The following is a 26,024-nucleotide window of genomic DNA, read 5'->3' as shown; positions in this document are numbered from 1 at the left end:
TCCTCAGACCCGGCGCCGCTCGTGCTTCCACAGCACCTCGCCGTGGCCATCGGCGCGGGCCAGCACCCGCGCCAGCACGAACAGCAGGTCGGACAGCCGGTTGAGGTAGCGGATCGCCTCGGGACGGACGTCCTCGACGCGCGCCAGCGCCACCGCCTCGCGCTCGGCGCGGCGGACCACGGTGCGGGCGACATGGCAGCGCGCCGCCGCCTCGCCGCCGCCGGGCAGGATGAAGTCCTTCAGCGGCGGCAGGGCATCGTTGAACCGGTCCAGGTGCGTTTCCAGGCGCTCGACGTCCTCGCCGCCGATCGCGGCGTGGCCCGGTATGCACAGCTCGCCGCCGAGGTCGAACATCTGGTGTTGTACGCCGGTCAGCAGGGTGCGGACATCGTCGTCGATATGGTCGCAGGCGAGGACCAGGCCGATGCAGGAATTGGCCTCGTCGACGGTGCCATAGGCGGCGACCCGGGCCGAGTCCTTGCCGGTGCGGCTGCCGTCGCCCAGGCCGGTGCTGCCATCGTCGCCGGTGCGGGTGTAAATCTTGGAGAGACGGTTACCCATGATCGGGGGGCGGGGGACGTCACTGCCGGAGCCGCGGCCCGACAGCCCGGTCCCTTATGCCGTCTGCGCCCGCAGCGCCGGAACGCGGCTGCGCAGCAGGGCGAAGCCGCCGAACAGCAGCGCCGAGTAGAACAGGGTGCCGAGCACGGTCCACTGGAAGAACGGGATCGCCGCGGTATAGGCCATGCCCAGGCCGCCGACGCTCTTCGGGTACTCCGGCATCATCAGCCAGGCGCCGAAGTTGCTGGCCACGAAGAACAGCACCGACGCGGCCAGGCCGAAGCCCAGCACCCGGCCGCCGCCGACGCGGCCACGCAGGCCGAAGCCCAGGGCCGTGGTCAGCGCCACGCAGGCATAGCCCAGCCAGATGCCGACGCCGCTGAACCAACTGGCGTAGATGCCGCCGTTGATCGAGGCCAGCGCCAGGTCGGAGATCAGCATCGCGACCAGCGGCACGATGAAGGCCCACTGCCGGGAGGCGAAGTAGGCGCCGCCGAACAACGCGATCGCGGCGACCGGCGAGAAGTTCGGCGGGTGCGGCAGCAGGCGGGTCAGCGCCGCGGCCAGGATCAGGCCGGCGAGCACCATCGGGCCGGCGGCGAAGGTGCCGACGGAGGGGCCGGTGGGAGCGGACGGGGAGGCGGTGGCGGCGGGCTTCATCGGACAGGGGAACCGGTACGGACGGAAGGTGTCTAGCATACCCCACCGGCCCGCCCGGACCGCGGCGGGCCCGCCCCCTGCGTTCCCCGGGGGCAGGCGCCGAGGCGCCATGCCGGTAAACTGATGGGCATGCCGAATGCCGCCTCCGCTTCCACGACATCCGCTTCGGGCTCCGACGCATCGGGCCCGGACCCCGCCACTACGACCTGCCACGACGTCCTGATCGTCGGCGGTGGCCTGGTCGGCGCCAGCCTGGCGATCGCGCTCGATCGGATCGGGCTCGACGTCGGCCTGATCGAGGCCGCGCCGCCGGGCTCGTTGCCGGCGGTGTTCGACGAGCGCAACCTCAGCTTCGCCGAAGCCACGGTCAATGCGCTGGAGGCGCTCGGGGTGATGCAGAAACTGCATGCGCCGACCGGGGCGATCCGTCGCATCCACATCAGCCGGCGCGGCGACTTCGGCCGCGCGGTGCTGGAGGCGCGCGACCACGGTCGCGAGGCGTTCGGCCAGGTGGTGATCGCCCGCGACTTCGGCGATGCGCTGGAGGCGCGGTTGGCCGAGCTGCCGCGATTGATGCGCTATCGCCCGGTGCTTTTCGTGGGACTGGAGCCGGGCCCGGTCGACGGCGTGCGCGCGGTGCGGGTTTCGGACGGTGGCGGCGAGCGGGTCCTGCGCACCCGCCTGCTGGTGGCCGCCGACGGCACCCGCAGCCAGGTGCGCGAGGCCCTGGGCATCGCCTGCGATTCGCATGATTACGGGCAGACCCTGTTCGTCACCCGCCTGCGTAGCGAGCGGGCGCCCGACGGCACCGCCTACGAGCGTCTTGGCGACCATGGTCCGACCGCGCTGCTGCCGCGCGGCGACCGTCACTTCGGGCTGGTCCACGGGGTCGCCCGCGACGAGGCCGACGCGGTCGCCGCGCTGGACGAGGCCGCGTTCCTGGAACGGGCGCAGCAGGCGTTCGGATGGCGGGTCGGCCGCTTCCTGGCCTGTGGCCGGCCCAGCACCTATCCGGCGATCCGGACCGTCGCCGGCCGTCTGACCGCGCCGCGCGCAGTGCTGGTCGGCAACGCCGCGCAGACCGTGCATCCGATCGGCGCGCAGGGCTTCAACCTCGGCCTGCGCGATGCGCTGACCCTGGCTGAACTGATCGAGGCCGCGCGCGCGGCCGACCCGGCCGCCGATTGCGGCGACGCCGGGCTGTTGGCCCGCTACGTGCGCCGGCGCGGGGACGATCGCGAGCAGACCCTGGCCTTCTCCGACGGTCTGGCGCGGGTGACCGCGAACGATGCCTCGCTGCTGCGCCCGTTGCGCAGTGCCGGGCTGTTCGCGCTGGACCGGCTGCCGTCGGTGCAGGCGGCGATCGTCGGCGGCGCGCTGGGCTACCGTGGCCGGGTGCCGGCGCTGTGCCGGGCCGGGAGCGGCGCATGAGCCGGCGCGACCGTTACGACATCGTGGTCGTCGGTGCCGGCGTGGTCGGCGCGGCGGCGGCGCTGGCCTGCGCCCGCGATGGTCTGCGCGTGGCCCTGGTCGAGGCGCGTGCGCCGGCGCAGTGGCGCGCCGACGCGCCGGATCTGCGGGTGTACGCGTTCGCGCCCGACAACGCGGCGCTGCTGGAGGACCTGGGTGTCTGGGCCGCGGTGGCCTCGGCACGGCTGCAGCCGTACCGGGCGATGCGGGTCTGGGACGCCGGCGGCGGCGATCCGATCGTGTTCGAGGCCGATGCCTTTGCGCGCACCGAGCTGGGCTGGATCGTCGAGCATGGCCTGCTGGTCGACCGGCTGTGGTCGGCGCTGCCGGCGGCGGGGGTCGAACTGCACTGCCCGGACCGGGTTTCCGGCCTGGAACAGGACGAGGACAGCGCGACGGTGCTGCTGGAGTCCGGACTGCGTCTGCGCGCGCGACTGGTGCTGGCGGCGGACGGCGGCGACTCGCAACTGCGGGCGATGGCCGGCATCGACACCGTCACCCGCGACCGCGGCCAGAGCGGCCTGGTCGCCTTCATCGATCATGCCAACCCGCACCAGGCGACCTGCTGGCAGCGGTTCCTGCCGACCGGGCCGCTGGCCTTCCTGCCGTTCGCCGGCAGTGATGGCGGCGAAGGGCGGCGCAGCTCGATCGTCTGGACCCTGCCCGAGGCCGAGGCGCTGCGTCTGCGCGACTGCGACGAGGCGAGCTTCCTGGTCGAACTCGATCGCGCCTTCGACGGTCCGCTGGGGCCGATGCGGGCGGTGTCGAAGCGGGTCGCGTTTCCACTCAAGCGGCAGTTGGCCGAGTCCGTCGTCGCCGGCCGGGTCGCCCTGATCGGCGACGCCGCCCATGTGGTCCATCCGTTGGCGGGGCAGGGGGTGAACCTGGGCCTGCGCGATGTCGCCGCGCTGAGGGCGACCCTGCGCGAGGCGGCCGCCGGTGGTGGCGACATCGCCGCGCCGTCGCGGCTGACACGCTGGGCGCGCACGCGCAGGAGCGAGAACACGGTCGCCGCGCACGCCTTCGACGGTCTCAACCGGCTGTTCTCCAACGATGCCCTGGTGCCGACCCTGCTGCGCGGCCCGCTGATGGGCCTGGTCGGCAAAATGCCGCCGCTGACCCACGCGTTCTGGCGACGCGCGGCCGGGCTGTAGGGCGACGGGGCGGTCGCCGCTCAGCGCGGCCTTGCGAACACGGTGATCTCTTCGCGGTCGTGGTAGAGCTGGCGGGCGCGGATCGTCAGCGGCCTGCCGGCCTGGGCTTCGAGCAGGTCCAGGCACAGCCGGGTCTCGTCCCAGCGCTTCTTCATCGGCAGCTTGAGGTTGAAGATCGTCTGCCGGCACCAGCCCTCGCGCAGCCAGGCCGCCATCCGTACGGCGACCCGTCGCGGCTGCTCGACCATGTCGCAGACCATCCAGTCCAGCGGCTGGGCCGGTTGCCAGCGGAAGCCATCGGCGCGCAGGTGTTCGAGCCGGCCGGTCTCGAACAGGTGCGGTCGCAGTGGCCCGTTGTCGATCGCGGTCATGTGCAGGCCGTGGCCAAGCATCACCCAGGTCCAGCCACCGGGCGCGGCACCCAGGTCGGCGCCGGTCAGACCGTCGCGCAGCAACGCGGCGCGTTCGTCGCGGTCGAGCAGGACGAGCAATGCCTCCTCCAGCTTCAGCGCCGAGCGGCTGGGCGCCTGTGCATGCATGCGCAGGCGCGGGATGCCCTGCGGCCACGGCGCGCTGTCGCCGGGATGGCTGCGACCGAGCAACAGATGATCGCCGTCCAGCAGCACCACGTGCAGACGCGGCAGTCGCGGCTGTTCGCGGGCGCTGAGCCAGCCGGCCTTGCGCAGGGCCGGCCGCAAGGCGTTGCCGAAGCTGCGGGCGAGTCCGGACAGCGGGCGGCCGGCATCGGAGTCCGGGTGCTCGACCCACAGCTCGCCGAATGCCGCACCGTCGCGGTCGTGGCTGCAGATCGTGTCGAGCGTGGCCAGGACCGGGCCGATCCGGTCGCGCGGATCGATGCCGCGCAGTTCGGCCAGGCGCAGCAGCTTCTGGCGGGCGAAGATCAGCGCCGCGAACGGCAGTTGCCGGGCCAGTTGCGCGGCGTCGTCGCAGAGGTATTCGACAAAGCCGCTGCCGCGCTGGGTCCGCGGGTAGCCGGCATGGCCCAGCGCGGCGGCGCGCTCGGCCAGCTCGGCGGCCAGTTCGGGTTCAAAGCCCGGCCGGCAGTGGCAGAACAGGGCGTCGCCGCTCACGCGCGGCTCCCGCGGTCTGCCTGAACCTCGAGGTCGAGGGTCATGAAGGCGCTGTAGGGGTCATCGGCATAGTCGGCGAACGGTTCGCACGGCCGGAAGCCCGAACGCGCGTACAGCGCGTGCGCCGGGGCGAACACGGCCATCGAACCGGTCTCCAGGCTGAGCCGGCGCCAGCCACGTCGGCGCGCCTCGCCGATCAGGTGATCGAGCATCGCGGCAGCGACGCCCTGGCGCAGATGCGCCCGTGCGGTGCGCATCGACTTGATCTCGCCGTGACCATCGCCGAGCACTTTCAGTGCGCCGCAGCCGAGCAGATCCTGGTCGCGCCATGCGGTCCAGAAGCTGATTCCGGGGGCGCGCAGGGCGTCCAGGTCCAGCGCATGGATGCTTTCTGGCGGCGAGTGCAGGGCCATGTCCTGCAGATGCTCGCGCAGCAGCGCATGGACGCGCGGATCGCTGAGGTCGTCGGGGCGGATGTCCATGCGCGGCGCCGATCAGTAACGCGGACCGCCGCGTTCGCCGTAGTCGCGCAGCACTTCGCGCGCGGCATCGCGCTGCAGGTCGCGGACCACGGCGATGCCGCGACGCTCCAGCTCGCCGACCCAGTCGGCCGGCAGCGGGCCCTCGTCGAACTCGGTCAGCGACTCCACGTCCTCGGCGCGCGCGCCGATCAGCAGCCGGTCGACGCCGGCCCACACGGTCGCGCCGTAGCACTGGCAGCACGGTTGCGACGAGGTGGCCAGGGTGATCGGTCCGCACGGACGGTCGTCGGCGTCGCGGTTCAGGCGCAGGCGCTGGGTGCGCTGCTGGGCCAGCATGTAGGCCATGTTCTCGGCGTGCGCCAGCGAGCAGCTGTGCGGCACCACCCGGTTCACGCCGATCGCGATGATGCGGTCGTCGGGCCCGAACACCACCGCGCCGAACGGTCCACCGGTGTCGGCCTCGACGTTGCGCCGCGACAGTTCGACCGCGAGCGCGACCTTGTCGGCGTCGTCGGTGTAGGTACGGGCGGTGTCGACCGTCTCGTGCACCCACGCCGGCAGGGTCAGGTGGACCTGGGCATACAGCATCTTTCAAACTCCTTGTTGAACGGTGTCCTTACTGGATCGCGGGCAGGGCGGCGCTCTGCGCCTGGCAGCTGCCTTCGACGCACTGGCAGCCCTCGATGGCCGGAAAACCGCAGACGCTCATCATTCCCGATTCGGCGCAGGCGGCCTTGACCCCTTCCGGGTCGGTCGGGCTGTTCACGTTGACGCAGGCCGGGTAGTAGCCGCAGCAGTTGCCGACGTTCTTGACCGTGCAGTCGGCGTCGGTCTTGCAGCTCTTGTCGATGCGGACCGCGCCGGTCGGGCCGGCGTCCGGCGTCCGGGCGCGATCGTCGGTGGACTGCGGCGGCTCGGCGGCGACCGCCGAACCGGTGGTCGACGGCGCGACGCAGGCGCCGAGCAACAGCACGGCGGCGAGCAGGGCGATGAGCGCGGGGGCGGACGGGCGGACCCGGCCGCGGGCGATGAGCGTGTCGAACATGCGAACCTCCTTGGACGGTGCCTGCCAGGCACGGTGGCGACAGTGCGGCCGGACGCGCGAGGCGGCCGGCCGAGGCAGGGTAGGGCAAGCGCCCTGCACGCGGCCACAACCGCGATGCGGGCGCCCGCCGCGGATCGCTCAGGCCTTGCCGGCCCAGGTGTCGCGCAGGGTCACGGCGCGGTTGAACACCGGCTTCTCGGGCGAGTGGTCGTAACGGTCGGCGACGAAGTAGCCGCTGCGCTCGAACTGGAACGCCTGCTCCGGCGCCGCGACCGCGGCGGCCGGCTCGACATAGCCGGTCACGACCCGCCGCGAGCCCGGGTTGAGGTGGTCCTGATAGGTCCTGACCACGCCGTTCTCGTCCGGGGTGTCGTCGTCCGGGTCGGCCACGTCGAACAGACGATCGTACAGGCGCACCTCGGCCGCGACCGCGTGGGCGGCGCTGACCCAGTGGATGGTGCCCTTGATCTTGCGGTTGGCGCCCTCCATGCCCGGACGCGACTCGGGGTCGAGGCTGCCGCGCAGTTCGACGATCTCGCCGGCGTCGTTCTTCACCACCTCGTCGCAGCGGACGATGCCGGCGCCGCGCAGGCGCACCTCGCCCCCCGGAACCAGGCGCTTGAAGCCCTTCGGCGGCACCTCGGCGAAGTCCTCGCGTTCGATCCACAGCGCATTGGAGAACGGCATCCGGCGGCTGCCGAAGCTCTCGTCCTTGGGGTGGTTGGGGAAGCTCAGCGATTCCTCGTGGCCTTCCGGCAGGTTGGTGATCGTCAGCTTCAGCGGCTCGATCACCGCCATCCGTCGCGGCGCGATCGCGTCCAGGTCCTCGCGCAGGCAGCCTTCCAGCACCGAGTAGTCGATCAGCGAGTTCTGCTTGCTGATGCCCAGCCGCTCGGCGAACAGACGCAGCGACGCAGGCGTGTAGCCGCGGCGGCGGATGCCCTGCAGCGTCGGCATGCGCGGGTCGTCCCAGCCGTCGACCAGTCCGGCCTGCACCAGCGCCATCAGCTTGCGCTTGCTCATCACCGTGTAATTGATGTTCGCGCGCGAGAACTCGATCTGGCGGGGCTTGGCCGCCTCCAGCGGCAGGCCCTTGTCGGTCAGCGGCTTCAGCAGCGCGGGGTCGCCGGCGAGGTCGACCTTCTCCACGCACCAGTCGTACAGCGGGCGGTGGTCCTCGAACTCCAGCGTGCACAACGAGTGGGTGATGCCCTCGATCGCGTCGCCCAGCGAGTGGGCATAGTCGTACATCGGGTAGATGCACCAGCCGGCGCCGGCGATCGGGTGCGGCACGTGCTTGATCCGGTACAGCGCCGGATCGCGCAGGTTCATGTTGCCGCTGGCCATGTCGATCTTCGCCCGCAGGGTGCGGGCGCCGTCCGGGAACTCGCCGGCGCGCATGCGGCGGAACAGGTCGAGGTTCTCCTCGGCGCCGCGGTCGCGGTACGGCGAGTCGCGGCCGGGCTCGGTCAGGGTGCCGCGGTACTCGCGCACCTGCTCGGCGCTCAGATCGCAGACGAAGGCGTCGCCCTGGCGGATCAGCTTCTCGGCGGCGAGGTAGTAGACCTCGAAGTAGTCCGAGGAGTGCCGCAGCGCATTCCATTCGAAGCCCAGCCAGCGCACGTCCTCCTGGATCGCGCGCACGTACTCGGGGTCTTCCTTCACCGGGTTGGTGTCGTCGAAGCGCAGGTTGCAGGTGCCGCCGAACTCGCGGGCAATGCCGAAGTCCAGGCAGATCGCCTTGGCATGGCCGATATGCAGATAGCCGTTGGGCTCGGGCGGGAAGCGGGTACGGATCGCCTCGTGCCGGCCGCTGGCGAGGTCGTCGCGGACGATCTGCCTGATGAAATCCTTCTTCTCGGCGGCAGGCGCCTGCGCCGCCGTATCTCCGGCGGCGGTGGAGGGGGCAGGGCGTTCGGGGGTTGCGGACATGCGGCACGGTGTCGACGGGGGTGGAACCGTGCAGTTTAGCGGTTCGGGATCGCGGAAACCTCCACCGGCGCCTACCACGGCGGCGTTGGCAACGCTTCCTTGACGCCGGGGCCTTGACGGCAGGCGTATGCTCACAGGCAGGCCACCGAAGAAGGTCCCGCCGATGAAGGTCGTCTACGAAGCCGACACCCTGATCGATGCCCACCTGGTCAAGCACGCGCTGGAGGACGCCGGGATTCCGGTGTTCCTGCGCGGCGAGGCCCTGGTCGGCGGCATGGGCGAGCTGCCGCTGTTCGGCGTGGTCGCGGTCTGCGTGCCCGACAGCGCCTGGCCCGAGGCCAGCGAACTGGTCGCCGGCCTGCCGCTGTCCGAACCGCCGCCGGCCGCGCAGGAAGACGACGATGGCATCGGCGCCGGCGACTGGGTCCCGGCCTGAGCCGGCGGACCGCCCCCTACATGGAACCCCCGCGATGCCCCCTGCCGACGATGCAGGCCGTCCCGCATCCACCCCGGTAGCGGCACCGGTCGACGAACTGGACGTCGACGCGTTGCGCGCCTGGATCCTCGACGTTCCCAACTTCCCGTCCGCGGGCGTGCTGTTCCGCGACGTGACCCCGATGCTGGCCGACGCCGAGGCGTTCGGTCGCTGCATCGATGCGCTGGCGGCGCCGTGGCAGGACGCCGGGGTCGAGGCGGTATGCGGGATCGAGTCGCGCGGCTTCATCTTCGGCGCGGCGCTGGCGCGGCGGCTGGAAGTGGGCTTCGTGCCGCTGCGCAAGCCAGGCAAGCTGCCGCCGCCGCTGGTCGAGGTCGAGTACGCGCTGGAATACGGCCGCGATCGCCTGCAGGCCCGGAGCGGCATCCTCGACGGTGGGCTGCGGACCCTGATCGTCGACGACGTGCTCGCCACCGGCGGCACCCTCGCGGCCGCGCACGAACTGGTCACCCGGCTCGGCGGCTTGACCGTCGGTGCCGGGGTGGTGATCGAGCTGTCCGCCCTCGGCGGCCGTGCGCGCTGGCCGCGCGAGCTGCCGTTGCGCGCGCTGCTGGATTATTGATCGACGGGAGTATCCCGTAGAGGCGGCTTCGTACCGTAGGAGCGGCGTAGGCCGCGATGAAGCTTTCACGGGAATGCCCGATCGCGGCTCACGCCGCTGCTGCGTGTCCCCACGCACCGACCCTGGAGTTCCGACATGCTCGGTATAGGAGCTTTCAAACAACGCCTGCCCGCGCCCGGCGACGCACTGCCCGGACGCCCGACCGCGCTGCCGCTGCGCAATGCCCACCACGTGCATGGCCGGCCGCTGCGCGACGCCTTCGCCGGCATGGCCCGCCTGCAGTTCGGGATGGGCTGCTTCTGGGGCGCCGAACGGATGTTCTGGTCGATCCCCGGTGTGTTCTCCACCGCGGTCGGCTATTCCGGCGGCTATACGCCGAACCCGACCTACCGCGAGGTCTGCAGCGGCATGACCGGTCATGCCGAGACCGTGCTGGTGGTCTACGCGCCGTCCGAGGTCTCGGCCGAGGCCCTGTTGAAGGCGTTCTGGGAGGGGCACGACCCGACCCAGGGCATGCGCCAGGGCAACGACGTCGGCAGCCAGTACCGCTCGGTGATCTTCTGCGAGGACGAAGTCCAGTACGCGGCGGCGACCGCCAGTCGCGACGCGTTCCAGCAGCGGCTCGGCGCGGCCGGGCTGGGCGCGATCACCACCGAGATCGGCTGTCCGGCGCCACCGTTCTACTATGCCGAGGACGAGCATCAGCAGTATCTGTCCAAGCATCCGGACGGCTACTGCGGACTCGGCGGCACCGGCGTCAGTTGTCCGATCGGTACCGGTGCCTAGGGCCGGTGGAAACCATCGACAGCGGCCGCGCCGGGATTGCCGCCATCGTCACGCGGTTCCGGCCAAGCTCGGCCCCGATGCGGGTCCGGCGGCTGCGATGAAAGGCCGCACCGCATCGCCGTCCTGTTGGAGCTCCCCTTGAAGATCGCCCCCACTGCCGTGTCGACCCTGCCGCGCGTCCCGCTCGCGCGCGCCATCCAGGCGATGCCCGCGTTGGGCATTGTCGTCCTGCTTGCCGCCTGTCAGCCGCCGTCGCCCACCGATCGCGGCGCCGTAGCGACCGATGTCGCGGTGCCCATGCAGGCGCCGCCGCAACGGCCCGCCGACGGGCCGTCGTTCGACTGCCGCGAGGTGGTCGGAGAGGACGAGCGGTTGATCTGCGACGACCCCGGACTCGCCGCGCTCGACCGGCGCCTCGATGCCGCCTACCGCGAGGCGCTGGAGGCGGCCGGCGACGGACGCGACACCCTGAAGGCGACCCAGATCGGATGGCTCAAGGGCCGCGGCGACTGCTGGAAGGCCGAGGACAAGGTCAACTGCGTGCGCGAGGCCTATCTGACCCGCCTGGTCGACCTCCAGATCAACAGCGGCGCGGTCGTGGTGCCGACCCCGGTCGAGTACCGCTGCGACGACGACGGCAAGCCGTTCACGGCGACCTTCTACAACGACCTCGATCCGCGCGCGGCGGTGCTGACCTGGGGCAACGACCAGGCGATCGTGTTCGCCCGGCCCGCCGCCAGCGGCACCCGTTACGGGCGCGAGGGCCTGGACTTCCGCGAGCACCAGGGCGAGGTGCGGGTCGATTTCCACGGCAACGCCCTGGTCTGCAGGCCGGCCGACTGAGCGAGTCTGCGCCGGCCCGGGCCTCGCGCGTTCAGGCGTCGCCGTTGGCGAGCGCGTCGGCGGCCAACCGCAAAGCGTAGTCGCGCAGGTCGCGCGGCCAGTTTCCGGTGTGACGGGCGAAGCCGGCCCCGTCGCCGGCGAACAGCGCGCGGTTGGCTTCCTCGTAGCCGGGCAGGTCGCCGGCCAGAGTGGTCATGAAGCGATAGGCCGCCTCCTGGCTGCGGCGCCTGCCGTCGCGGTCGGCATTGGCGTGGCGGGCGCTTTCGACCAGCCGGCGCAGCGCGGCGGAGGCGCCGCCCGGCTGTTCGGCGAGCCATTCCCAGTGCCTTGGCAGCAGGGTGACCTCGCGTGCGACCACGCCGAGCTTCGGCCGTCCGCGCGGGCGCGGCGTGTCGGCCGTTTCGTCGGCCCGGCCGCGTGGCGGGATGCCGATCCTGCGAAGGGCCTCGCGGCGGTTGCCGGGCGCGGCCGGCGGTGACGCCGACGCTGGAGTCGCGGCCAGCCGTTGCCGGATCTCGTCGGCACTGCCGCGCAGGTCGAGGTCGACCACCCGTCCGCTGTCGTCGGCGAATACCAGTACCGGGTCATGGCCGTCGTCGCCGTGGGCGGCAGCCGCGCAGGCGACCTCGTCCAGCGGCCCGTGGGCCAGGAGCGTCTGGCCGGCGAAGGCGGTGTAGCGGGAGGGTGAGGCGTTCATGGGCGGGTCCGTAGGGGTGTCGTGGTTGGAGATTTTGCCCGGGTAAATTACGGGATGTCAATATTGCCCGGGTAATAAATTGCGCTTGACTGCGGATTTTATTTCGATAATTCTGGAAATATGGAAACATTAGATGCCCTGAGCGCACTGCGCGCCCTCGGTCACGAGAATCGGCTGGCGGCTTTCCGCGCCCTGGTCCAGGCCGGTCTGCAGGGGCTGGCGGTCGGCGAGCTGCGCGAGCGGCTGGGGCTGCCGGCGGCGACCCTCAGCGCACATCTCAACGTGCTGCGCGCGGCCGGTCTGGTGCAGGACGCGCGCGAGGGACGGGTGATCCGGGTCAGCGCCGACTACGCGCGCATGAACGCATTGCTCGCCTACCTGACCGAAAACTGCTGTGCCGGCGCCGGCGAATGCGCACCGGCTTCCAACGTCTGTTCGCCCCCATCCCGAGGAGATCGTGCATGAACCGGTTCCACGTGCATCTGAACGTCGCCGACCTGTCGGCCAGCATCCGTTTCTACACCGCCTTGTTCGCCAGCGAACCGGCCGTGCTCAAGGACGACTACGCGAAGTGGATGCTGGAGGATCCGAGAGTGAACTTCGCGATCTCCAGCCGCGATCGCGCGTCGGGCGTCGACCACCTCGGTTTCCAGGTCGAGTCGGAGTCGATGCTGGCCGCGCTCGGCGAGCGCCTGGACGCGGCCGGTGTCGCCAGCCAGCCGGAGACCGGCGCGATCTGCTGCTATGCGCGTTCGGACAAGGTCTGGGTCGAGGACCCGCAGGGTGTGAAGTGGGAGAGTTTCCGCACCCTCGGCGAGGCGACGACCTACAACGGCGGTGCGCGCGCCTGCGCCACCGACGGCAGCAGCTGCTCGCCGGACATGCCGGCCGAACGGCGCGCGGTCGAGCCGCCGGCCAGTTGCTGCGCGCCCGACTCCAACTGCTGCTGAGACCATCGCCATGACCGGCTCCCGTGCCCGCGTTCTGTTCGTCTGTGTCGAGAATTCCAACCGCAGCCAGATGGCCGAGGCCTTCGCCCACATCCACGGCGGCGAGACCGTCGAAGCGCTCAGCGCGGGTTCGGCGCCGTCGGGGCGGATCAACCCGAAGGCGGTGCGCTTCATGGCCGAGCTCGGCTATGACCTGTCCGGCCATGCATCCAAGTCGCTGGAGCAGATCGGCGGCGAGTTCGACGCGGTGATCACGATGGGATGCGGCGACAACTGTCCGTGGGTGCCGGCGAAGCGGCGCGAGGACTGGGGCCTGCCCGACCCGCGCGACATGGACGACGACGGCTATCGCGCAGTGCGCGACGAGATCGGCGAGCGAGTGCGGGCGCTGCTGGAGTCCTTGCGGTGAGCGCAGCGGGACCTGCGCGTCGACCGCTGGGCGGGCGCCTGCTGGCCGAGTTCATCGGCACCGCGCTGCTGCTGGCGACCGTGGTCGGCTCCGGAATCATGGGCGTGAACCTGGCCGCGGGCAACGACGCACTGGCCCTATTGGCCAATGCGATGGCCACCGCCGGCGTCCTGTACGTGCTGATCGTGCTGTTCGGGCCGCTGTCGGGGGCGCACTTCAATCCGGCGGTGACGGTGGCGATGCGGGTGCGTGGTGAGCTCGACAATCGCGAGGCCGGCGCCTATGTACTGGTCCAGGTGGCCGGGGCGGTCGTCGGCGTGATACTCGCCCACGCGATGTTCGACCAGGCCCTGCTGCAGCCGGGCGTGCGCGTGCGCAGCGGCGCCTCGCAGTGGCTGAGCGAGGCGATCGCGACCTTCGGTCTGCTGTTGACGATCCTGCTCGGCCTGCGCCATCGCCCGGCGGCGGTGCCGGTGCTGGTCGCGGCCTGGATCTTCGCCGCGTACTGGTTCACCGCCAGTACCTCGTTCGCCAATCCGGCGGTCACCATCGCGCGCGCGCTGACCCGCAGCTTCGCCGGCATCCGTCCCGACGACGTCGCCGGATTCGTCGCCGCCCAGTTGGCCGGCGCCGTCGTCGCATTGTGGGTGGCGCGTTGGCTGCCGTCGCCGCGGCCGCGGGGCGATCGGGTATCTGAGGGGGTATCTGCGGGCGGCGGCGATACGGTCGCTGACGACGCCGCGGTCTCCTGATCGGCAGCGGTCTCGATCATCGATAGAATCCGGCAGGTATTCGCGCACCGCTGGACAGGCCGCATGAAGGGCAACACCAAGACCCGCAACACCCTTCTCTGGCTGACGCTCGCCGCGACCGTGGCGGCACTGGCGGCGACCTTCCTGATCGGGCGGACGCCGCCGTTGCCGGCGTTCGAGGAAGCCGGGCCGCCACCGACACGGCTGGGCTGGCGGGGGCGGGTCGGGCTGGTGGCCGGCGACGGCGTCGGCGGCGCCACCGACGGTCCGGCCGCACGATCCCGTTTCGCCGACCCCTGGGGGCTGGCGCTGTGGGAGCCGCCGGTGCGTGCGCAGACGGACGACGCGCGGGAAGAGGGCGCCGTCGCCGTGGCCGACGAAGCCCGGTTGTACGCGACCGACGCCGGCGACAACAACCGCATCCGGGTGATCCATGCCGACGGTCGGGTGACGACCCTGGCCGGTGGCGGCGAGGGTTTCGTCGACGGTCCGGCGGCGGTCGCCCGCTTTCACACCCCGTCCGGCCTGGCGCTGGACCTGGCCGGCAACCTCTACGTCGCCGACACCGGCAACCACGCGATCCGCAAGGTCACTCCTCGGGGCGTGGTCAGCACCCTGGCGGGCACCGGTACGCCCGGTTTCCGCGACGGGCCCGGTGCGCAGGCACAGTTCAACGGCCCGATCGGGATCGCGGTCGATGTCGGCGGTCGCGTCCATGTCGCCGACACCTACAACGACCGCATCCGCATCATCGAGCCCGACGGCCGTGTCCATACCCTGGCCGGCGACGGCCTGCCCGGCGATCGCGACGGTGCCGGCGTCCAGGCCCGCTTCGATACTCCGACCGGACTGGCGGTGAACGCGCGCGGCGACGTATGGGTCGCCGATGCCGGCAATCGCAGCATCCGTCACGTGTCGTCGCGCGGCGAGGTCGCCACCGTGCTGCGCGATGCGCCGACCACGCCGGTCGGCCTGGCCCGCAGTCACGATGGCGTGCTCTACGCCGCCGGCATCTGGCCGGCGATGGTGTTGCAGGTCGCCGGAGGCGGCCGCCATCACGATATCGGCGCGGCCATCGATGGCCGCTTCTCGCGCCCGGCCGGCATCGCGCTCGACGCCGGTGGCCGGCTCTACCTCAGCGATGCCGGTGCCCATCGCCTTCACCGCATCGAGAACGCCGACCGCGCCGGCGCGGAGGCGGCCGCGATCGCCACGGTGGCCGCGGCGCCGGGCGACGGCACCGGCGTGCTGGGGCCTTCGCCGCTGGATCCGCTGCCCGACAACCGCGGCCGTTGGCCGCTGCGCCCGCAACTGGGCTGGCACGAGGTCGTCGGCACCCTCGGCGAGGTCCGTGGCGACTATCAGGGCGAGAGTCGCCATCACCTGCATGGTGGGCTCGACATCCGCGGTGACGTCGGCCAGGACGTGCTGGCGATCGCCGACGCCAAGATCGCCAGCCCGTTGCCGGCGTGGGGCATGGGACGCCTTGGCGAGGGCATGGCGCTGGACACCGTGCAATACATCCACATGCGGGTCGGTCGCCGTCCGAACGGTGAGCTGATCGATACGGCACGCTTCGCGCGGGTCGATGACGAGGACGGCACGCTGCGCAGGATCCGCGTGCGGCGCGGCACCCGCTTCGCCGCCGGCGACGTGCTGGGCACGATCAATCCGATGGCGCATGTGCACCTGCAGGTCGGCGCCAGCGGCTACGAGGTCAACGCCGCCGCGCTGGCGTTCGCCAACTATGCCGACAGCCAGCCGCCCCGGATCGAGGGCATCGCCCTGCTCGACAGCGCCGATCGCGCGTTGCCGCGGGACGCGGGGCGGGTGCAGGTTCCGGCCGACGCGCGCGATCTGCGGATCGTGGTCGATGCCTGGGATCAGGTCGACCGCAACCTGGCGCGGCGCCGGCTGGGGTTGTACGCGATGGGCTACCAGTGGCTCGATGCGTCCGGGCGGCCATTGCCGGGCTACGAATCGCCACGGTTGAACATCGAGTTCAACCGCATGCCGGTCGACAGGGAGGCGGTCAAGGTCGCCTATGCGCCGGGCAGCGGGATCACCGTGCACGGCAGCGCGGTCACCCGCTTCCGCTACGAGCTGACCAACACCCTGCGCGACGGCAATCTCGCGACCGGTTACTGGCAACCGTCCGAGCTGGCGCCGGGCGACTATCTGCTGCGGATCACCGCGCGCGACTGGAGCGGCAACGAGGCCGCGACCGGTCGCGACCTGCCGGTGACCGTGCTGGCGCCGACGGTGGCGCCGCCTCCGTCCGGATAGGGCGGAGACGATACCTCGCAGAACGAGTCGGTCACGGCGGCGCACGGCCGCAGCCGCCGAAACCACCCCGCTCAGGCAAGCGGTTCGCGCATGTCCCGCCGTGGCCGCAGCTGGTGCGCGCCGGCATTGCCGTGCTCCAGTGGCCTCCTGTCGCCGCTGAGTGCGCAATGCACTCCAGATCCTCATCAGGATCCCAGTGTCATCGCCACTGGTTTCTGCTGGAGCATCCCGCCATGTCTCGCCGCCGATACGCGAGCGGTGACGGGTGTGCGGTGGTGCTTACGAACTTGAGGGGGCCATTGGTCGCCGCGGTCCCGCGGCGACTGATGGAAGCCGGGTGATATCCGTCCGACGTCGAGGTGCCGTGTCCCGGCAGGGCCGGTGCACGGGAGCGCTCAGTCACCGGGGCGTTCCCGAAATCGTCACAGACGCAATCCTGCGTCGCCACTCAGAAGAGGAGATGTCCATGTCACGCATTCTTGAGCTGCAGAAGATGACAGCGACGAGCGTTGACTCGGTCGAAGAAGGACAGACGACCAGCAGCAACAACAGCTGCGACTGTTCGGCAACCAGCGTCAACTCCTGCCTCATCGACGGCGGCTTCATAGCCGTATGAGCGAGCAGAGCTGAGCCCGGAAGCCAGGCGCCTCCGGGATCTTGATCGTATGTCCTGCGTTTGAAACGGCTGGATGCATTGGGTTCCAGCCGCATCCGGGTCCATGCCGATGAGATCGATGACGGGTTTCGTTCGCCGGATTCGAACTTGATATCAGCTGGATGGAAATCGCACAGGCGATTGCTTCAATGGATGGAAGGGACCCTTCTCGGGTCAGGACTTGGATCCCGATGCCGGAAGCATGACTTCGGCAGGCGAACGAGTCCTTCGGCGGTCCGCCAGTAGAGAGGTCGGCATGAATCAGTCGGCAGATGGATGAAGGGTTTTGGCGGACGAATACGAAATAGAAACAGGTAGGACGAAGAAGAACGCGATTCAACTGCTTCAACTCCGCTTTCCAGGGAGTCTGGATCCGCAGAAGCGGATGCCGGCAAGGAACGCTGGGGGCGGAACCCGATACGTCCACCGGATCAGGTCCGGGGGCACTGCCAGGCGATCGCCGCCTGGCGCCGAGATGTCATTCCCGAGCGTGGGAATTGGCGTGTCCCGGCAGTCTCATGACGAGGCGGCCAGGGTGTAGGAACGACGCATCCGCGTCATCAATCAACCTAAAGGAGATGTATATGTCCCGCATTCTCGAACTGCAGAAGATGACCTCCATCAACTCGCTCCCGGACCGGGACCTCGACGACAGCACCAGCAGCAACAACGGCTGTGCCTGTTCGACCGAGAGCGCCGCGGTGTGCTTCATGGGCGACGAGTTCATCGCCGTCTGATCGTGTCGTACGGAAGACTTGGGGGCACGCGTGCCTCCAAGTCTTCTGATCCGATCCGGCGCGATCTCCGGATCGGACTCGGCACCAGCCAAGCTCAGCACGATCCCGAATCCAACAAATCACCAAGCTCTCGCGAGGCCGGACATGCAAGAACTCATCATCCAGGACAAGTTGAACTACCTGTTGGCGGACAGGCAGTTCTACGAGCCACTGTCACGATATCCGGCCCAGCAGAAGGACCTACATGAACCCTTGCGCCGGATCCTGCCGAGTGGGTGGACGCTGAAGCAACGCAACCTGTGGTCCGACGTTTCGCCGCCGAGCCTGAAGTTGCCAACGCATGGCTGGAAGATCCATCTCTCGGCCACGCCGGCCCATGCGCCCGCGATCCTGATGTCCGCCGCGCGGGTCCTGTTCGAGGCCGGAGTGTCGTTCAAGTTCGTATCCGACCGCATATTGTTGTCGATCGTGAACGGCAAGCGTTGGAACCGCGGCGGTGCCGGCAAGTTCATCACTGCGTATCCCAGGGATGCGGAAGAGTGCGGCGAGTTGCTGGAGGCCCTGCACAAGGCCACGATCGGATACTGGGGACCCTACATTCTTTCCGATCGTCGCTACAAGGACAGCCGGGTAGTGCACTACCGATACGGTGGCATCCTGCCTATCCGTCGCGCCGACACCGACGGAAAGTCCGTCCTGATCATCCGCAACGACGATGGCGAGTTCGTCGACGACGAGCGTACGCCGTACTTCAACCTTCCCAAGGGCGTGAAGGATCCGTTCGTGGGGGAGGAGCCGGAGGTGGACGAGGGCGACCCCGGACTGCTGAAAGCCGGACGCTACCGGATCGAGTCGCCGCTGGCATTCAGCAACTCCGGGGGCGTGTACCTGGCTGAGGACACCGAGACCTCGGCCACTGTTCTGATCAAGGAGGCGCGCCCGTACACGAACGTTTCCAGTCGTGGTCTGGACGCGGTGCAATTGCTGAAGAAGGAACACCGTCTGCTCGAGGTCGTTGCCGATCTCGGTATCGCTCCGAAGCCCTACGACTTCTTCATGGACTGGGAGCATGCCTACCTGGTCGAGGAGTACTTCGACGGCTACGCGACTCTGCGGTCGTATCTGTCCAAGAACTCCCTGTCGCTGCGAACCCGGCCCGACACCGAGGTCAGCCGTAACTTCTATCGAAAGTACCGCGAGCTTTTCACGAAGCTGGCCGCCATCGTCCAGAGCCTGCACGACCGCAATATCGTCTTCAGCGACCTGTCCATGGCCAACGTGATGGTCAAGGAAGGCGAAGATGGCGGGATCGACGTGAAGCTGATCGATTTCGAGGGCGGCTACGAGGAAGGCGTCGACGTGCCGACGCACCTGTTCACGCCGGGCTTCTCGACCGACGAGATGGAAATGCGCGGCATGGCGACGCGTGCCGACGACTGCTACGCACTGGGTAGCCTGATGATGGCCGGGTTGTTCCCGATGAACGCCATGCTGGCCCTCAATCGCGCCGCTCACGAGACCTATCTGCAGTCCTTCCAGCGCGACTTCGGGTTGCCGGATTCCATCGCGGATCTGATCCGCCGTTTGATGTCCGTAGACGCAGGCAAGCGTCCCAACCCGGCCGACATCATCGCTGTGCTGAGTGTCGAGTTCAGTCCGGCCGAGCCGCGGATCGGAACCACCGAGGTCGACGATATCGACCTGGCCGGGACCACGTCCCGGATACTGGACTACGTTGACTCGGTGGCAAGCTTCGATCGCGCCGATCGCCTGTATCCGGCCGATCCGGCCGTGTTCGAGACCAATCCACTCAGTATCGCCCACGGTGCCTGCGGTGTGGCCCATGTCATGCATCGCATACGCGGGCAGGTTGATGGCCGGGTCATCGATTGGATTCGCAGCCGCGATGTCGTGCGCGAGAGCTACTCGCCGGGGTTGTTCATGGGCCTCTCGGGGATCGCCTGGTCGCTGCTGGAAATGGGGTGCACGGAGGATGCGCGCCGGATGCTCGACATGACCCGCGACCATCATCTGCTGTGGCGGTCCCCCGAGCTCTTCAACGGCATGGCAGGTTGGGGCATGGCCCAGCTGCGCTTCTTTGCCTCGCTGGGGGACGAAGCGTTCCTCCAGAGCGCGATCCAGGCCGGCGATCGTCTGCTGGACAGCCGCAAGTTCGAGCAGGACGAAGCGAAGGGCTGCTACTGGGAGAACGGTATCGGAATGTCCGACAGCCTCGGCCATGGCGGCGCCGGCGTCGCGCTGTACTTGTTGTACCTGGCGCAGGCAAGTGGAGAGCGCAAGTACCTGGAAGCAGGCCGTCAGGCACTGGAGTGGGTGCTGGGCAACAGCCTGGTGAACGCTGACGGTGGCATGAGCTGGATCGCTCGCGACAGCAACCGCTCCTACACCCCCTACTGGCGTTGGGGCAGTTCGGGTATCGGCAGGACGCTGCTGCGCTACTGGCATGCGACCGGCGACGAGCGCTACGCCAGTGCCCTGGATCAGGTGCAGATCGATTGCGACCGCAAATACACGATTTTCCCGGGCTATTTCTTCGGAATTTCGGGCATCTGCGAGATGTTCCTGGACATGGCGCGGTTCCCGCGCTGGGAGGCCCAGGCGCAGAACAGTGTCCGCCGATTGCTGGCCGGGTGCATGCTGTTCCCGTTCGAGCGTGATGGCGGGCTGGCCTTCCCGGGCGAGTCGCTCAACCGGATCAGCTGCGACTTCGGCACCGGCGGCGCGGGTATCGCCCTGGTCATGAACCGCTATCTCAAGCGCGACGGCGCCTCCTTCATGCTGGATGAGCTGTTGTCGGGCTGGCATGCGGAGGATCGCTGCGCGCGGCTCGATCTGGCAGTCGGCGCGAACTGAGGGTGGACCCGGTGCACCCTTCGTCGTCCGCGCACGGCTCGCAGATATGGCGGATGCTCTCGATGGCGCGACCCCACTTGCCGGGGGTCGCGCTATGCCTGGTCCTGATCCTGGTCGCGATGGCCATCCAGTTGAGTCTGCCGCTGGGCGTGCAGGCGATATTCGACCGGGTCCTGTCCAGCGGAGACAAGCGGCAGGTACACATCGTCGCCGGCGGGCTGCTGCTGTTCTTCGTGGTCCGGTCGTTGCTGAGCTTCTGGGGGCAGTTCCTGCTGCAGCGCATCGGCGACACCATCGTTGTCGATCTGCGCAAGCAGCTGTTCAGGCACTACCACGATCTCGGGCTTCTCTATCATCACAAGCAGAACGTCGGTGATCTGCTGTCGCGCCTGGGCAGCGATGTGGCCGCGTTGCGCAACGCGGTCTCCAATCTTCTCGTCGCATTCCTGACCAACTTCTTCCAGCTCGCCGGTGCGACGGTGATCATGATGCTGATGAACTGGAAGCTGGGACTGATGGTTCTGGCGGTCAGTCCGCTGGTGTCGGTCCTGACCCGTGTATGCGCGCCGGTGTTCCGACGCTTGTCGGCAACGATACAGGACAGGCTCGCCAGCTCGACGACGATTGCCCAGGAGTCGCTTGCGGGTATCGAGATCACCAAGACGTTCGGGCGTGAAGCGTACGAATCAGGACGGTACGGGGACTCCATGACAAGGTTCCTGGAGTCGGCGATACGGGCGCGCAGGATCGATGCCGCGTTCAACGCGACCATTGCGTTCCTGACGTCGTTCTCGACCATCGCCATATTCTGGTACGGCGGTATCGAGGTGGCCGATGGGGGGCTGAGCGCGGGCACCCTGGTCGCGTTCCTGCTGTACTCGCAGAACGTCACCCAGGGCATTGCCGGAATCGCCCAGCACTACTCGTCGTTCAGCGCCGCCGCCGGGGCGACTCGCAGGGTGTTCGAGATCCTGGACACCCCGGTTGAGGTGCGAGACGCGGAGGACGCGATCCCGTTCGAAGGGCCTGGGGCGGCGATCAGGTTCGATGACGTAGGATTCCAGTACCGCAGCGGCGTCAGGGTTCTGCAGGACATCAGCTTCGATGTCGGTGCGGGCCAGACCGTCGCGCTGGTCGGGGCAAGCGGCGCGGGCAAGTCCACCCTGGTGAAGCTGATCTCCCGCCTGTTCGACCCCACCGAGGGCAGCATCAGGCTCAACGGCAGGGATCTGCGCGACTACTCGCTGCAGTCCGTACGAAATGCGGTCGCGGTGGTTTCCCAGGATGTGTTCCTGTTTGGTTCGAGCATCATGGAGAACATCCGCTACGGTCGCCTGGATGCCAGCGATGCCGAGGTCGAGGCGGCGGCGCGCGCGGCCAACGCCCACGAGTTCATCGAGCGATTGTCCGACGGCTACATGACCCAGGTCGGCGAGCGCGGAGTCCAGCTCAGCGGCGGACAACGGCAGCGGATATCGATCGCGCGCGCACTGCTCAGAAATGCGCCGATCCTGATTCTCGACGAGGCGACTTCCGCGATAGACGGTCGCTCCGAGGCGCTCATACAGGACGCGATCGACCGCATGAGGTCGTCCAGGACCACCTTCATGATCGCGCATCGCCATGAAACCCTGCGCAATGCCGACAGGATCCTGGTCCTGTCGGGCGGCAGGATCATCGGCAGCCCGGACTATCAGCAATTGATCGGCGAGGATGACGGTGGAGGTCGCAGATGGCTGAAGGAAGCCTAGATATTGCCGTGACCGTGCCGTGCCGGCCGGGCGCGGACCCGGTTCTCCGTCGCGGAGGAGCCCACCGGCAATCTGCTCGCAGCGGGCGCGACGCTCCAATGAGCGGGGTCATCATGCCCGTCTTTTCCGGTCTCGATCGGCAGTCGTGTTGTGTATGCTTGGATGCTGACTTCGGAAGCCAGGGAGAGGTTATGAACGAAGTGTGTAATAGCGACGCCGGAGACGTGACGATTCTGCTCGGCGCCTGGCGCCAGGGCGATACCAAGGCTTCGGATGCGCTGTTCAACCTGGTCTATCCGGAGCTGCGCGGCATTGCCGGACGACGGCTGGCCCGGTTGGGCGTGCCCGTCCTCGACCCGACCGAGCTCGTCAACGAGGCGATGCTGCGTCTTCTGGGCGACCGGGTGGATGCGCAGAACCGCAAGGACTTCTTCGGTATCGCCGCTACCGTGATTCGTTGCGTGCTGGTCGACATCATCCGTCGGCAGCAGGCCGACAAGCGCGGCGGCGGTGCGATCGAGATCACTCTGTCCGGCGCCTCCCATGTATCGGCTGCCGGCGAAAGCTGGCTGGAAGTGGAAGAGGCGCTGGGGGTGCTCGAGAAGCGCGATCCACGCAAGTGCCGGGTCATCGAGTTGTCATTCATCATGGGCCTGAACCAGCAACAGATCGCGGAAGAACTCGATGTCTCGCTGGCGACCGTCGAGCGCGACCTGCGCTATGCGAAGGCCTGGTTGCGCGATCACCTTTCATGACGAAGGAGAGAGAGGACAGGGTCGAGTTCCTGTTTCATGAGGCGCTCGACCGGCCCCGGGAGGAGCGCGACCTCTACCTGGAGACCGAGGAGTCCGATCCGGAGATCGTCGCCACGGTCAAGCGCCTGATCGAGTACGACGACGATACGGAAGCCGATCCGATCTCGGAGCGACTGGCCAGTGTGGCCCAGTGCTCCACCGCGCGGGTGATAGGCCGCTACCGGTTGCTGCAGGAGCTCGGCGTCGGCGGGATGGGGACCGTGTTCCTCGCCGAACGCGATATCGAGGGACGTCCCCAGCAGGTGGCGCTGAAAGTGCTCAGGGGGGTACCCAACGCCACCGGCAAGCGCCGGATGGCACGCGAGCGGTCGATTCTCGCCGGTCTCAACCACCCGAACATCGCCCGCCACATCGACGGAGGCGAGAGCGCCGAGGGCCAACCCTACCTGGTGATGGATTATGTCGACGGGTTGCCACTTCCCAGCTACCTGAAGACAACCAGGCCGTCGCTGACGCGCAGGCTCGAACTGTTCCTGCACCTATGCGACGCGGTCCAGCATGCCCATCAGCGCCTGGTCCTGCACCGGGACATCAAGCCATCCAACGTGGTGGTACGCGACGATGGCACCCCGGTCCTGCTGGACTTCGGTGTCGGCGCCCTGCTCGAGGAAGGCGGGGAAAGCGGCACGGTGACGCGAGCGTTCACGCCCGGTTACAGCGCGCCGGAGCAGCGAAGCGGTCAGGCCGAGACCACGGTCACCGACGTATTCGGGCTGGGAGCCCTGCTGTTCGACCTGTTGACCGACAAGCGTCATCCCGAGTTCTGCAAGGAAGGCGCCGCGATGCCCGCGCCTTCCCGGGTATCGACGCTCGAGGAACGGCGCCGGCTGCATGGCGATCTAGACTACGTGGTCGCCAAGGCGACCCACATCGAACCGGAGCGTCGCTACAGCACCGTGGCCGAGCTGTCCGAGGACGTGCGTCGCTACCTGGGCGGCTTCCCGGTCACAGCCGGCCCGGATAGCGCGCTGTATCGGCTCACCAAGTTCGTCCTCAGGCACAGGACGGTCGCCATCGCCAGCGTCGCCATGCTGACGCTCGGTGCGGTGTCGGTCTGGAAGCTCGATATCGAGCGCGCGCGGGCGCTGGAGGCCGAGCGGACATCCCAGCGGGAGGCCGTCAACGCGAAGGCATCCCGGGACTTCCTGGTGTCGGTACTGGCGGAAGCGTCTCCGGAGGCGGTGCGAGGACAGACCGTCGCAGTCTCCACCCTGCTGTCGAACGCGGCCGCCAAGCTCAGGCAGGGGCACATCCAGGACCCGCGCGCCCGGGCCATGGCGTGGATGACCGTGGCCGAGGTCTATGCCGACATCAACGATCCCAAGTCCGCCCTGGCCGCCGCCGAGACCGCGTTCGGGCTGGTCGAGAAGCTGGACGGAGGCGATCTGGATATCGAGGCCCGCGCCTCCCATGTGCGCGGCCTGGCCCTTATCCAGCTCGAGCGTGCGCCCGAGGCCCGGGACGCCCTGAACCATGCGATCGATCTGAGCAGGCAACTGGGCAAGAGCGCGCCGGTCATGGCCCGTATGCGCAGCGACTATGGCACCGCGTTGTTGTACGGCGGCGCGTTCGAGCCGTCCGAACAGGAGCACCGCAAGGCGCTGGAGCTGCTCGACGCGCATCCGAGCCGCGACCCGTTGCTGCGCACCCGGATACTGCTTGGTCTGGCCAGGACGCTGTACCACAAGGGCGACATCGGTTCCGCTGCGCGGTTCATCGATCAGGCCAGGGCCGAGGGGCGCAGGACACTGGCCGATGACGGGTTCCAGTCCTATCAGCTGCACCGTGTCGCGATGATGGTCCGCCACGCCGAACAGCGCTACGACGAGGCGCTGGAACATGCCGAGCAGGCGCTGAGCCAGGCGTATCGGGTGTACGGCGAGAAGAGTCGCTTCACCGCCGACATGGAGCTGTATCTGGGCGCGCTGCTCGACGATCTTGGGCGGTCGAGGACGGCACTTTCGCACTATCACCGCTCGCAACAGATAGCGAAGGAACTCAACCTGAGCGATGCGATCCAGGCGCGCGATGCAGTCCGTCTGGCGATGGCCCACTCCAACCTGTCCGATCACGACACGGTGATCGCGTTGACCAGCGACGCGCTGCGGCGGATGCCGGACGATCCGGTATACGCGCCCTGGCGCATACGGGCCCGCTATACGCGGGCCTTGTCGTTGGGGACGCTCGGGCGCTACGACGAAGCGGACGAGGATCTGAGGGAGGCGGTCGTGCTCTCGGCCGGTCAGGGCGACGCCAGCTTCACCAGCCTCCCGTTCGTGAAGCTGCGTTCGGCCGAGGCGCTGATGGCAATGGAGCGCTATGAGGAAGCCGGCTCCGCGCTGGCGGAGGCCGCGCCGGTGGAGCATGCCGCCGGTTCCGACCCCAAGGCCGTGCTGGCGCTGATGCACCTCCAGGCCAGGCTGGATGCGCAGCGGGGCGACATGGATGCCGCCCGTCGTCACGGCGAGCAGGCGCTGGCCCTGGCTCGAAAACACTATCTGCCCGATACCCTGCCGATTGCGAGGATCGAGCTGGACACGGCGCGGATCGCGATACGACAGGACGACCAGGTCCGGGGGCGTGAGCTGCTCGACCTTGCCCTGCCGGTACTGAGGCGGGAGCTGGATCCGCGGGCCGCCGAACTGGTCGAAGTGGCCCGCCTGGTGGGTGGAGCGACGCATAGCCGCTAGCAGGGCGGCTCTATAGCGCCGTCAGCGGAGTCCCGTCGGCGGCGGCATTGGCACGTCTGCCTTCCGGCGATGGCCCGCCATCGGCGGCGGCCGCGGAGTGGCTTCTGCGGCAGTCACGCCGTACTGGCCGGGGGCGGATGCGACCGTATTTCCGAGGTGAGGATGAGGCCGCGTCAGTCGGCCGTCGCGGAAGCGCGCCTGTTCCGGGAACGTTCCTGTCGGTCCACTCGAACGGATGGAGCGGCTTCGCGCGGCGGGCACGTGCGGTAGCGATGCCGTGCCAAGAAAGAAAGTTTTCATGAAAACGCTCCATTCGATGACGGGTT

Annotated in this window: 25 protein-coding genes; 17 read left to right on the top strand and 8 right to left on the bottom strand. The window is 68.8% G+C overall.

The features are described from left to right. Positions 1-3: 3 nt before the first annotated feature. Both C9I47_RS13300 and C9I47_RS13295 read right to left on the bottom strand, forming a co-directional pair. A complete protein-coding gene (locus tag C9I47_RS13300) occupies positions 4-561 on the bottom strand; it encodes a cob(I)yrinic acid a,c-diamide adenosyltransferase (protein ID WP_111267172.1) in 558 nt (185 codons plus the stop codon). Between the two features lie 54 nt (positions 562-615). Next, on the bottom strand, positions 616-1,221 hold the full coding sequence (locus C9I47_RS13295) for a DUF6580 family putative transport protein (protein ID WP_111267171.1): 606 nt from the start codon (positions 1,219-1,221) through the stop codon (positions 616-618). Positions 1,222-1,344: 123 nt separating this feature from the next. On the opposite strand from C9I47_RS13295, the gene ubiH reads away from it, so the two are divergent. Continuing rightward, positions 1,345-2,652, top strand: coding sequence for a 2-octaprenyl-6-methoxyphenyl hydroxylase (ubiH, locus tag C9I47_RS13290; RefSeq protein WP_223250136.1), 1,308 nt, complete (start codon positions 1,345-1,347; stop codon positions 2,650-2,652). Further along, positions 2,649-3,845 carry an FAD-dependent oxidoreductase gene (locus C9I47_RS13285; RefSeq protein ID WP_111268142.1) on the top strand — a complete coding sequence of 399 codons (1,197 nt, stop codon included), beginning with the start codon at positions 2,649-2,651 and terminating at the stop codon, positions 3,843-3,845. Before ubiH ends, C9I47_RS13285 begins: the two co-directional genes overlap by 4 nt. Positions 3,846-3,865: 20 nt before the next feature. On the opposite strand, the gene rlmM is transcribed toward C9I47_RS13285, so the two are convergent. The 5 genes from rlmM to C9I47_RS13260 all read right to left on the bottom strand — a co-directional run bounded on the left by rlmM (position 3,866) and on the right by C9I47_RS13260 (position 8,395). Beyond that, positions 3,866-4,936, bottom strand: a complete 1,071-nt coding sequence (gene rlmM, locus C9I47_RS13280; protein ID WP_111267170.1) for a 23S rRNA (cytidine(2498)-2'-O)-methyltransferase RlmM — start codon at positions 4,934-4,936, stop codon at positions 3,866-3,868. Further along, positions 4,933-5,418 (bottom strand): GNAT family N-acetyltransferase, encoded by a 486-nt coding sequence (locus C9I47_RS13275; protein ID WP_111267169.1) that lies wholly within the window; start codon positions 5,416-5,418, stop codon positions 4,933-4,935. Before C9I47_RS13275 ends, rlmM begins: the two co-directional genes overlap by 4 nt. A gap of 12 nt (positions 5,419-5,430) precedes the next feature. Beyond that, a complete protein-coding gene (locus C9I47_RS13270; RefSeq protein WP_111267168.1) occupies positions 5,431-6,006 on the bottom strand; it encodes a nucleoside deaminase in 576 nt (191 codons plus the stop codon). A gap of 28 nt (positions 6,007-6,034) precedes the next feature. Next, positions 6,035-6,463, bottom strand: coding sequence for a hypothetical protein (locus C9I47_RS13265; RefSeq protein ID WP_223250135.1), 429 nt, complete (start codon positions 6,461-6,463; stop codon positions 6,035-6,037). A gap of 138 nt (positions 6,464-6,601) precedes the next feature. Beyond that, a complete protein-coding gene (locus C9I47_RS13260; RefSeq protein ID WP_111267167.1) occupies positions 6,602-8,395 on the bottom strand; it encodes a glutamine--tRNA ligase/YqeY domain fusion protein in 1,794 nt (597 codons plus the stop codon). Positions 8,396-8,558: 163 nt separating this feature from the next. Here C9I47_RS13260 and C9I47_RS13255 point away from each other — a divergent pair, with 163 nt between their 5' ends. From C9I47_RS13255 to C9I47_RS13240, 4 genes are all read left to right on the top strand, one after another. Continuing rightward, the gene (locus C9I47_RS13255) at positions 8,559-8,831 is read left to right on the top strand and encodes a putative signal transducing protein (RefSeq protein WP_111267166.1); all 273 of its coding nucleotides are present in this window, start codon (positions 8,559-8,561) and stop codon (positions 8,829-8,831) included. A gap of 34 nt (positions 8,832-8,865) precedes the next feature. Further along, positions 8,866-9,453, top strand: coding sequence for an adenine phosphoribosyltransferase (locus C9I47_RS13250; RefSeq protein ID WP_111267165.1), 588 nt, complete (start codon positions 8,866-8,868; stop codon positions 9,451-9,453). Positions 9,454-9,588: 135 nt separating this feature from the next. Then, on the top strand, positions 9,589-10,239 hold the full coding sequence (gene msrA / locus C9I47_RS13245) for a peptide-methionine (S)-S-oxide reductase MsrA (RefSeq protein ID WP_111267164.1): 651 nt from the start codon (positions 9,589-9,591) through the stop codon (positions 10,237-10,239). 138 nt (positions 10,240-10,377) lie between these two features. Next, complete coding sequence (locus tag C9I47_RS13240) at positions 10,378-11,082, top strand: MliC family protein (protein ID WP_111267163.1); 705 nt, start codon at positions 10,378-10,380, stop codon at positions 11,080-11,082. A gap of 31 nt (positions 11,083-11,113) precedes the next feature. Here the strand turns inward: C9I47_RS13240 and C9I47_RS13235 are convergent, their stop codons facing one another. Next, positions 11,114-11,779 carry a DUF2239 family protein gene (locus tag C9I47_RS13235; protein ID WP_111267162.1) on the bottom strand — a complete coding sequence of 222 codons (666 nt, stop codon included), beginning with the start codon at positions 11,777-11,779 and terminating at the stop codon, positions 11,114-11,116. Positions 11,780-11,899: 120 nt separating this feature from the next. Between C9I47_RS13235 and C9I47_RS13230 the strand changes: the two genes are divergently transcribed. From C9I47_RS13230 to C9I47_RS13185, 11 genes are all read left to right on the top strand, one after another. Beyond that, positions 11,900-12,244, top strand: coding sequence for an ArsR/SmtB family transcription factor (locus C9I47_RS13230; protein ID WP_111267161.1), 345 nt, complete (start codon positions 11,900-11,902; stop codon positions 12,242-12,244). Then, on the top strand, positions 12,241-12,729 hold the full coding sequence (locus tag C9I47_RS13225) for an ArsI/CadI family heavy metal resistance metalloenzyme (RefSeq protein ID WP_111267160.1): 489 nt from the start codon (positions 12,241-12,243) through the stop codon (positions 12,727-12,729). Before C9I47_RS13230 ends, C9I47_RS13225 begins: the two co-directional genes overlap by 4 nt. A gap of 10 nt (positions 12,730-12,739) precedes the next feature. Next, positions 12,740-13,138, top strand: a complete 399-nt coding sequence (locus tag C9I47_RS17985) for an arsenate reductase ArsC (RefSeq protein WP_111267159.1) — start codon at positions 12,740-12,742, stop codon at positions 13,136-13,138. Then, positions 13,135-13,890 carry an aquaporin gene (locus tag C9I47_RS13215; protein ID WP_223250134.1) on the top strand — a complete coding sequence of 252 codons (756 nt, stop codon included), beginning with the start codon at positions 13,135-13,137 and terminating at the stop codon, positions 13,888-13,890. The genes C9I47_RS17985 and C9I47_RS13215 overlap by 4 nt, the downstream gene beginning before the upstream one ends. Before the next feature lie 63 nt (positions 13,891-13,953). Next, complete coding sequence (locus C9I47_RS13210; RefSeq protein WP_111267157.1) at positions 13,954-16,176, top strand: NHL repeat-containing protein; 2,223 nt, start codon at positions 13,954-13,956, stop codon at positions 16,174-16,176. A 466-nt stretch (positions 16,177-16,642) separates the two neighbouring features. Beyond that, a complete protein-coding gene (locus C9I47_RS17760) occupies positions 16,643-16,792 on the top strand; it encodes a hypothetical protein (RefSeq protein ID WP_190238510.1) in 150 nt (49 codons plus the stop codon). Positions 16,793-17,415: 623 nt separating this feature from the next. Then, entirely contained in the window at positions 17,416-17,568 is a 153-nt protein-coding gene (locus C9I47_RS17755; RefSeq protein ID WP_190238509.1) for a hypothetical protein, read from the top strand. 144 nt (positions 17,569-17,712) lie between these two features. Next, the gene (lanKC, locus tag C9I47_RS13200; protein WP_111267155.1) at positions 17,713-20,442 is read left to right on the top strand and encodes a class III lanthionine synthetase LanKC; all 2,730 of its coding nucleotides are present in this window, start codon (positions 17,713-17,715) and stop codon (positions 20,440-20,442) included. Between the two features lie 62 nt (positions 20,443-20,504). Then, complete coding sequence (locus C9I47_RS13195) at positions 20,505-22,193, top strand: ABC transporter ATP-binding protein (protein WP_190238508.1); 1,689 nt, start codon at positions 20,505-20,507, stop codon at positions 22,191-22,193. Positions 22,194-22,384: 191 nt separating this feature from the next. Further along, complete coding sequence (locus C9I47_RS13190) at positions 22,385-22,948, top strand: ECF-type sigma factor (protein WP_190238507.1); 564 nt, start codon at positions 22,385-22,387, stop codon at positions 22,946-22,948. Continuing rightward, a complete protein-coding gene (locus C9I47_RS13185; protein WP_111267152.1) occupies positions 22,945-25,698 on the top strand; it encodes a serine/threonine-protein kinase in 2,754 nt (917 codons plus the stop codon). Before C9I47_RS13190 ends, C9I47_RS13185 begins: the two co-directional genes overlap by 4 nt. Positions 25,699-26,024: the final 326 nt, after the last annotated feature.

The sequence above is a fragment of the Marilutibacter maris genome, assembly GCF_003233695.1.
GTDB lineage: Bacteria > Pseudomonadota > Gammaproteobacteria > Xanthomonadales > Xanthomonadaceae > Marilutibacter > Marilutibacter maris.
The sequence above is the reverse complement of the archived record's forward strand: the minus strand, read 5'-3'. Positions and strand labels throughout refer to the sequence as shown.

What these genes read in the sequence shown, in the direction of transcription:
- C9I47_RS13300 (WP_111267172.1), bottom strand. Translation starts at nt 561, where the DNA reads ATGGGTAACCGTCTCTCCAAGATTTACACCCGCACCGGCGACGATGGC.
- C9I47_RS13295 (WP_111267171.1), bottom strand. Translation starts at nt 1,221, where the DNA reads ATGAAGCCCGCCGCCACCGCCTCCCCGTCCGCTCCCACCGGCCCCTCC.
- ubiH (WP_223250136.1), top strand. Translation starts at nt 1,345, where the DNA reads ATGGGCATGCCGAATGCCGCCTCCGCTTCCACGACATCCGCTTCGGGC.
- C9I47_RS13285 (WP_111268142.1), top strand. Translation starts at nt 2,649, where the DNA reads ATGAGCCGGCGCGACCGTTACGACATCGTGGTCGTCGGTGCCGGCGTG.
- C9I47_RS13275 (WP_111267169.1), bottom strand. Translation starts at nt 5,418, where the DNA reads ATGGACATCCGCCCCGACGACCTCAGCGATCCGCGCGTCCATGCGCTG.
- C9I47_RS13270 (WP_111267168.1), bottom strand. Translation starts at nt 6,006, where the DNA reads ATGCTGTATGCCCAGGTCCACCTGACCCTGCCGGCGTGGGTGCACGAG.
- C9I47_RS13265 (WP_223250135.1), bottom strand. Translation starts at nt 6,463, where the DNA reads ATGTTCGACACGCTCATCGCCCGCGGCCGGGTCCGCCCGTCCGCCCCC.
- C9I47_RS13260 (WP_111267167.1), bottom strand. Translation starts at nt 8,395, where the DNA reads ATGTCCGCAACCCCCGAACGCCCTGCCCCCTCCACCGCCGCCGGAGAT.
- C9I47_RS13255 (WP_111267166.1), top strand. Translation starts at nt 8,559, where the DNA reads ATGAAGGTCGTCTACGAAGCCGACACCCTGATCGATGCCCACCTGGTC.
- C9I47_RS13250 (WP_111267165.1), top strand. Translation starts at nt 8,866, where the DNA reads ATGCCCCCTGCCGACGATGCAGGCCGTCCCGCATCCACCCCGGTAGCG.
- msrA (WP_111267164.1), top strand. Translation starts at nt 9,589, where the DNA reads ATGCTCGGTATAGGAGCTTTCAAACAACGCCTGCCCGCGCCCGGCGAC.
- C9I47_RS13235 (WP_111267162.1), bottom strand. Translation starts at nt 11,779, where the DNA reads ATGAACGCCTCACCCTCCCGCTACACCGCCTTCGCCGGCCAGACGCTC.
- C9I47_RS13230 (WP_111267161.1), top strand. Translation starts at nt 11,900, where the DNA reads ATGGAAACATTAGATGCCCTGAGCGCACTGCGCGCCCTCGGTCACGAG.
- C9I47_RS13225 (WP_111267160.1), top strand. Translation starts at nt 12,241, where the DNA reads ATGAACCGGTTCCACGTGCATCTGAACGTCGCCGACCTGTCGGCCAGC.
- C9I47_RS17985 (WP_111267159.1), top strand. Translation starts at nt 12,740, where the DNA reads ATGACCGGCTCCCGTGCCCGCGTTCTGTTCGTCTGTGTCGAGAATTCC.
- C9I47_RS13210 (WP_111267157.1), top strand. Translation starts at nt 13,954, where the DNA reads ATGAAGGGCAACACCAAGACCCGCAACACCCTTCTCTGGCTGACGCTC.
- C9I47_RS17760 (WP_190238510.1), top strand. Translation starts at nt 16,643, where the DNA reads ATGTCACGCATTCTTGAGCTGCAGAAGATGACAGCGACGAGCGTTGAC.
- C9I47_RS17755 (WP_190238509.1), top strand. Translation starts at nt 17,416, where the DNA reads ATGTCCCGCATTCTCGAACTGCAGAAGATGACCTCCATCAACTCGCTC.
- lanKC (WP_111267155.1), top strand. Translation starts at nt 17,713, where the DNA reads ATGCAAGAACTCATCATCCAGGACAAGTTGAACTACCTGTTGGCGGAC.
- C9I47_RS13195 (WP_190238508.1), top strand. Translation starts at nt 20,505, where the DNA reads ATGGCGCGACCCCACTTGCCGGGGGTCGCGCTATGCCTGGTCCTGATC.
- C9I47_RS13190 (WP_190238507.1), top strand. Translation starts at nt 22,385, where the DNA reads ATGAACGAAGTGTGTAATAGCGACGCCGGAGACGTGACGATTCTGCTC.
- C9I47_RS13185 (WP_111267152.1), top strand. Translation starts at nt 22,945, where the DNA reads ATGACGAAGGAGAGAGAGGACAGGGTCGAGTTCCTGTTTCATGAGGCG.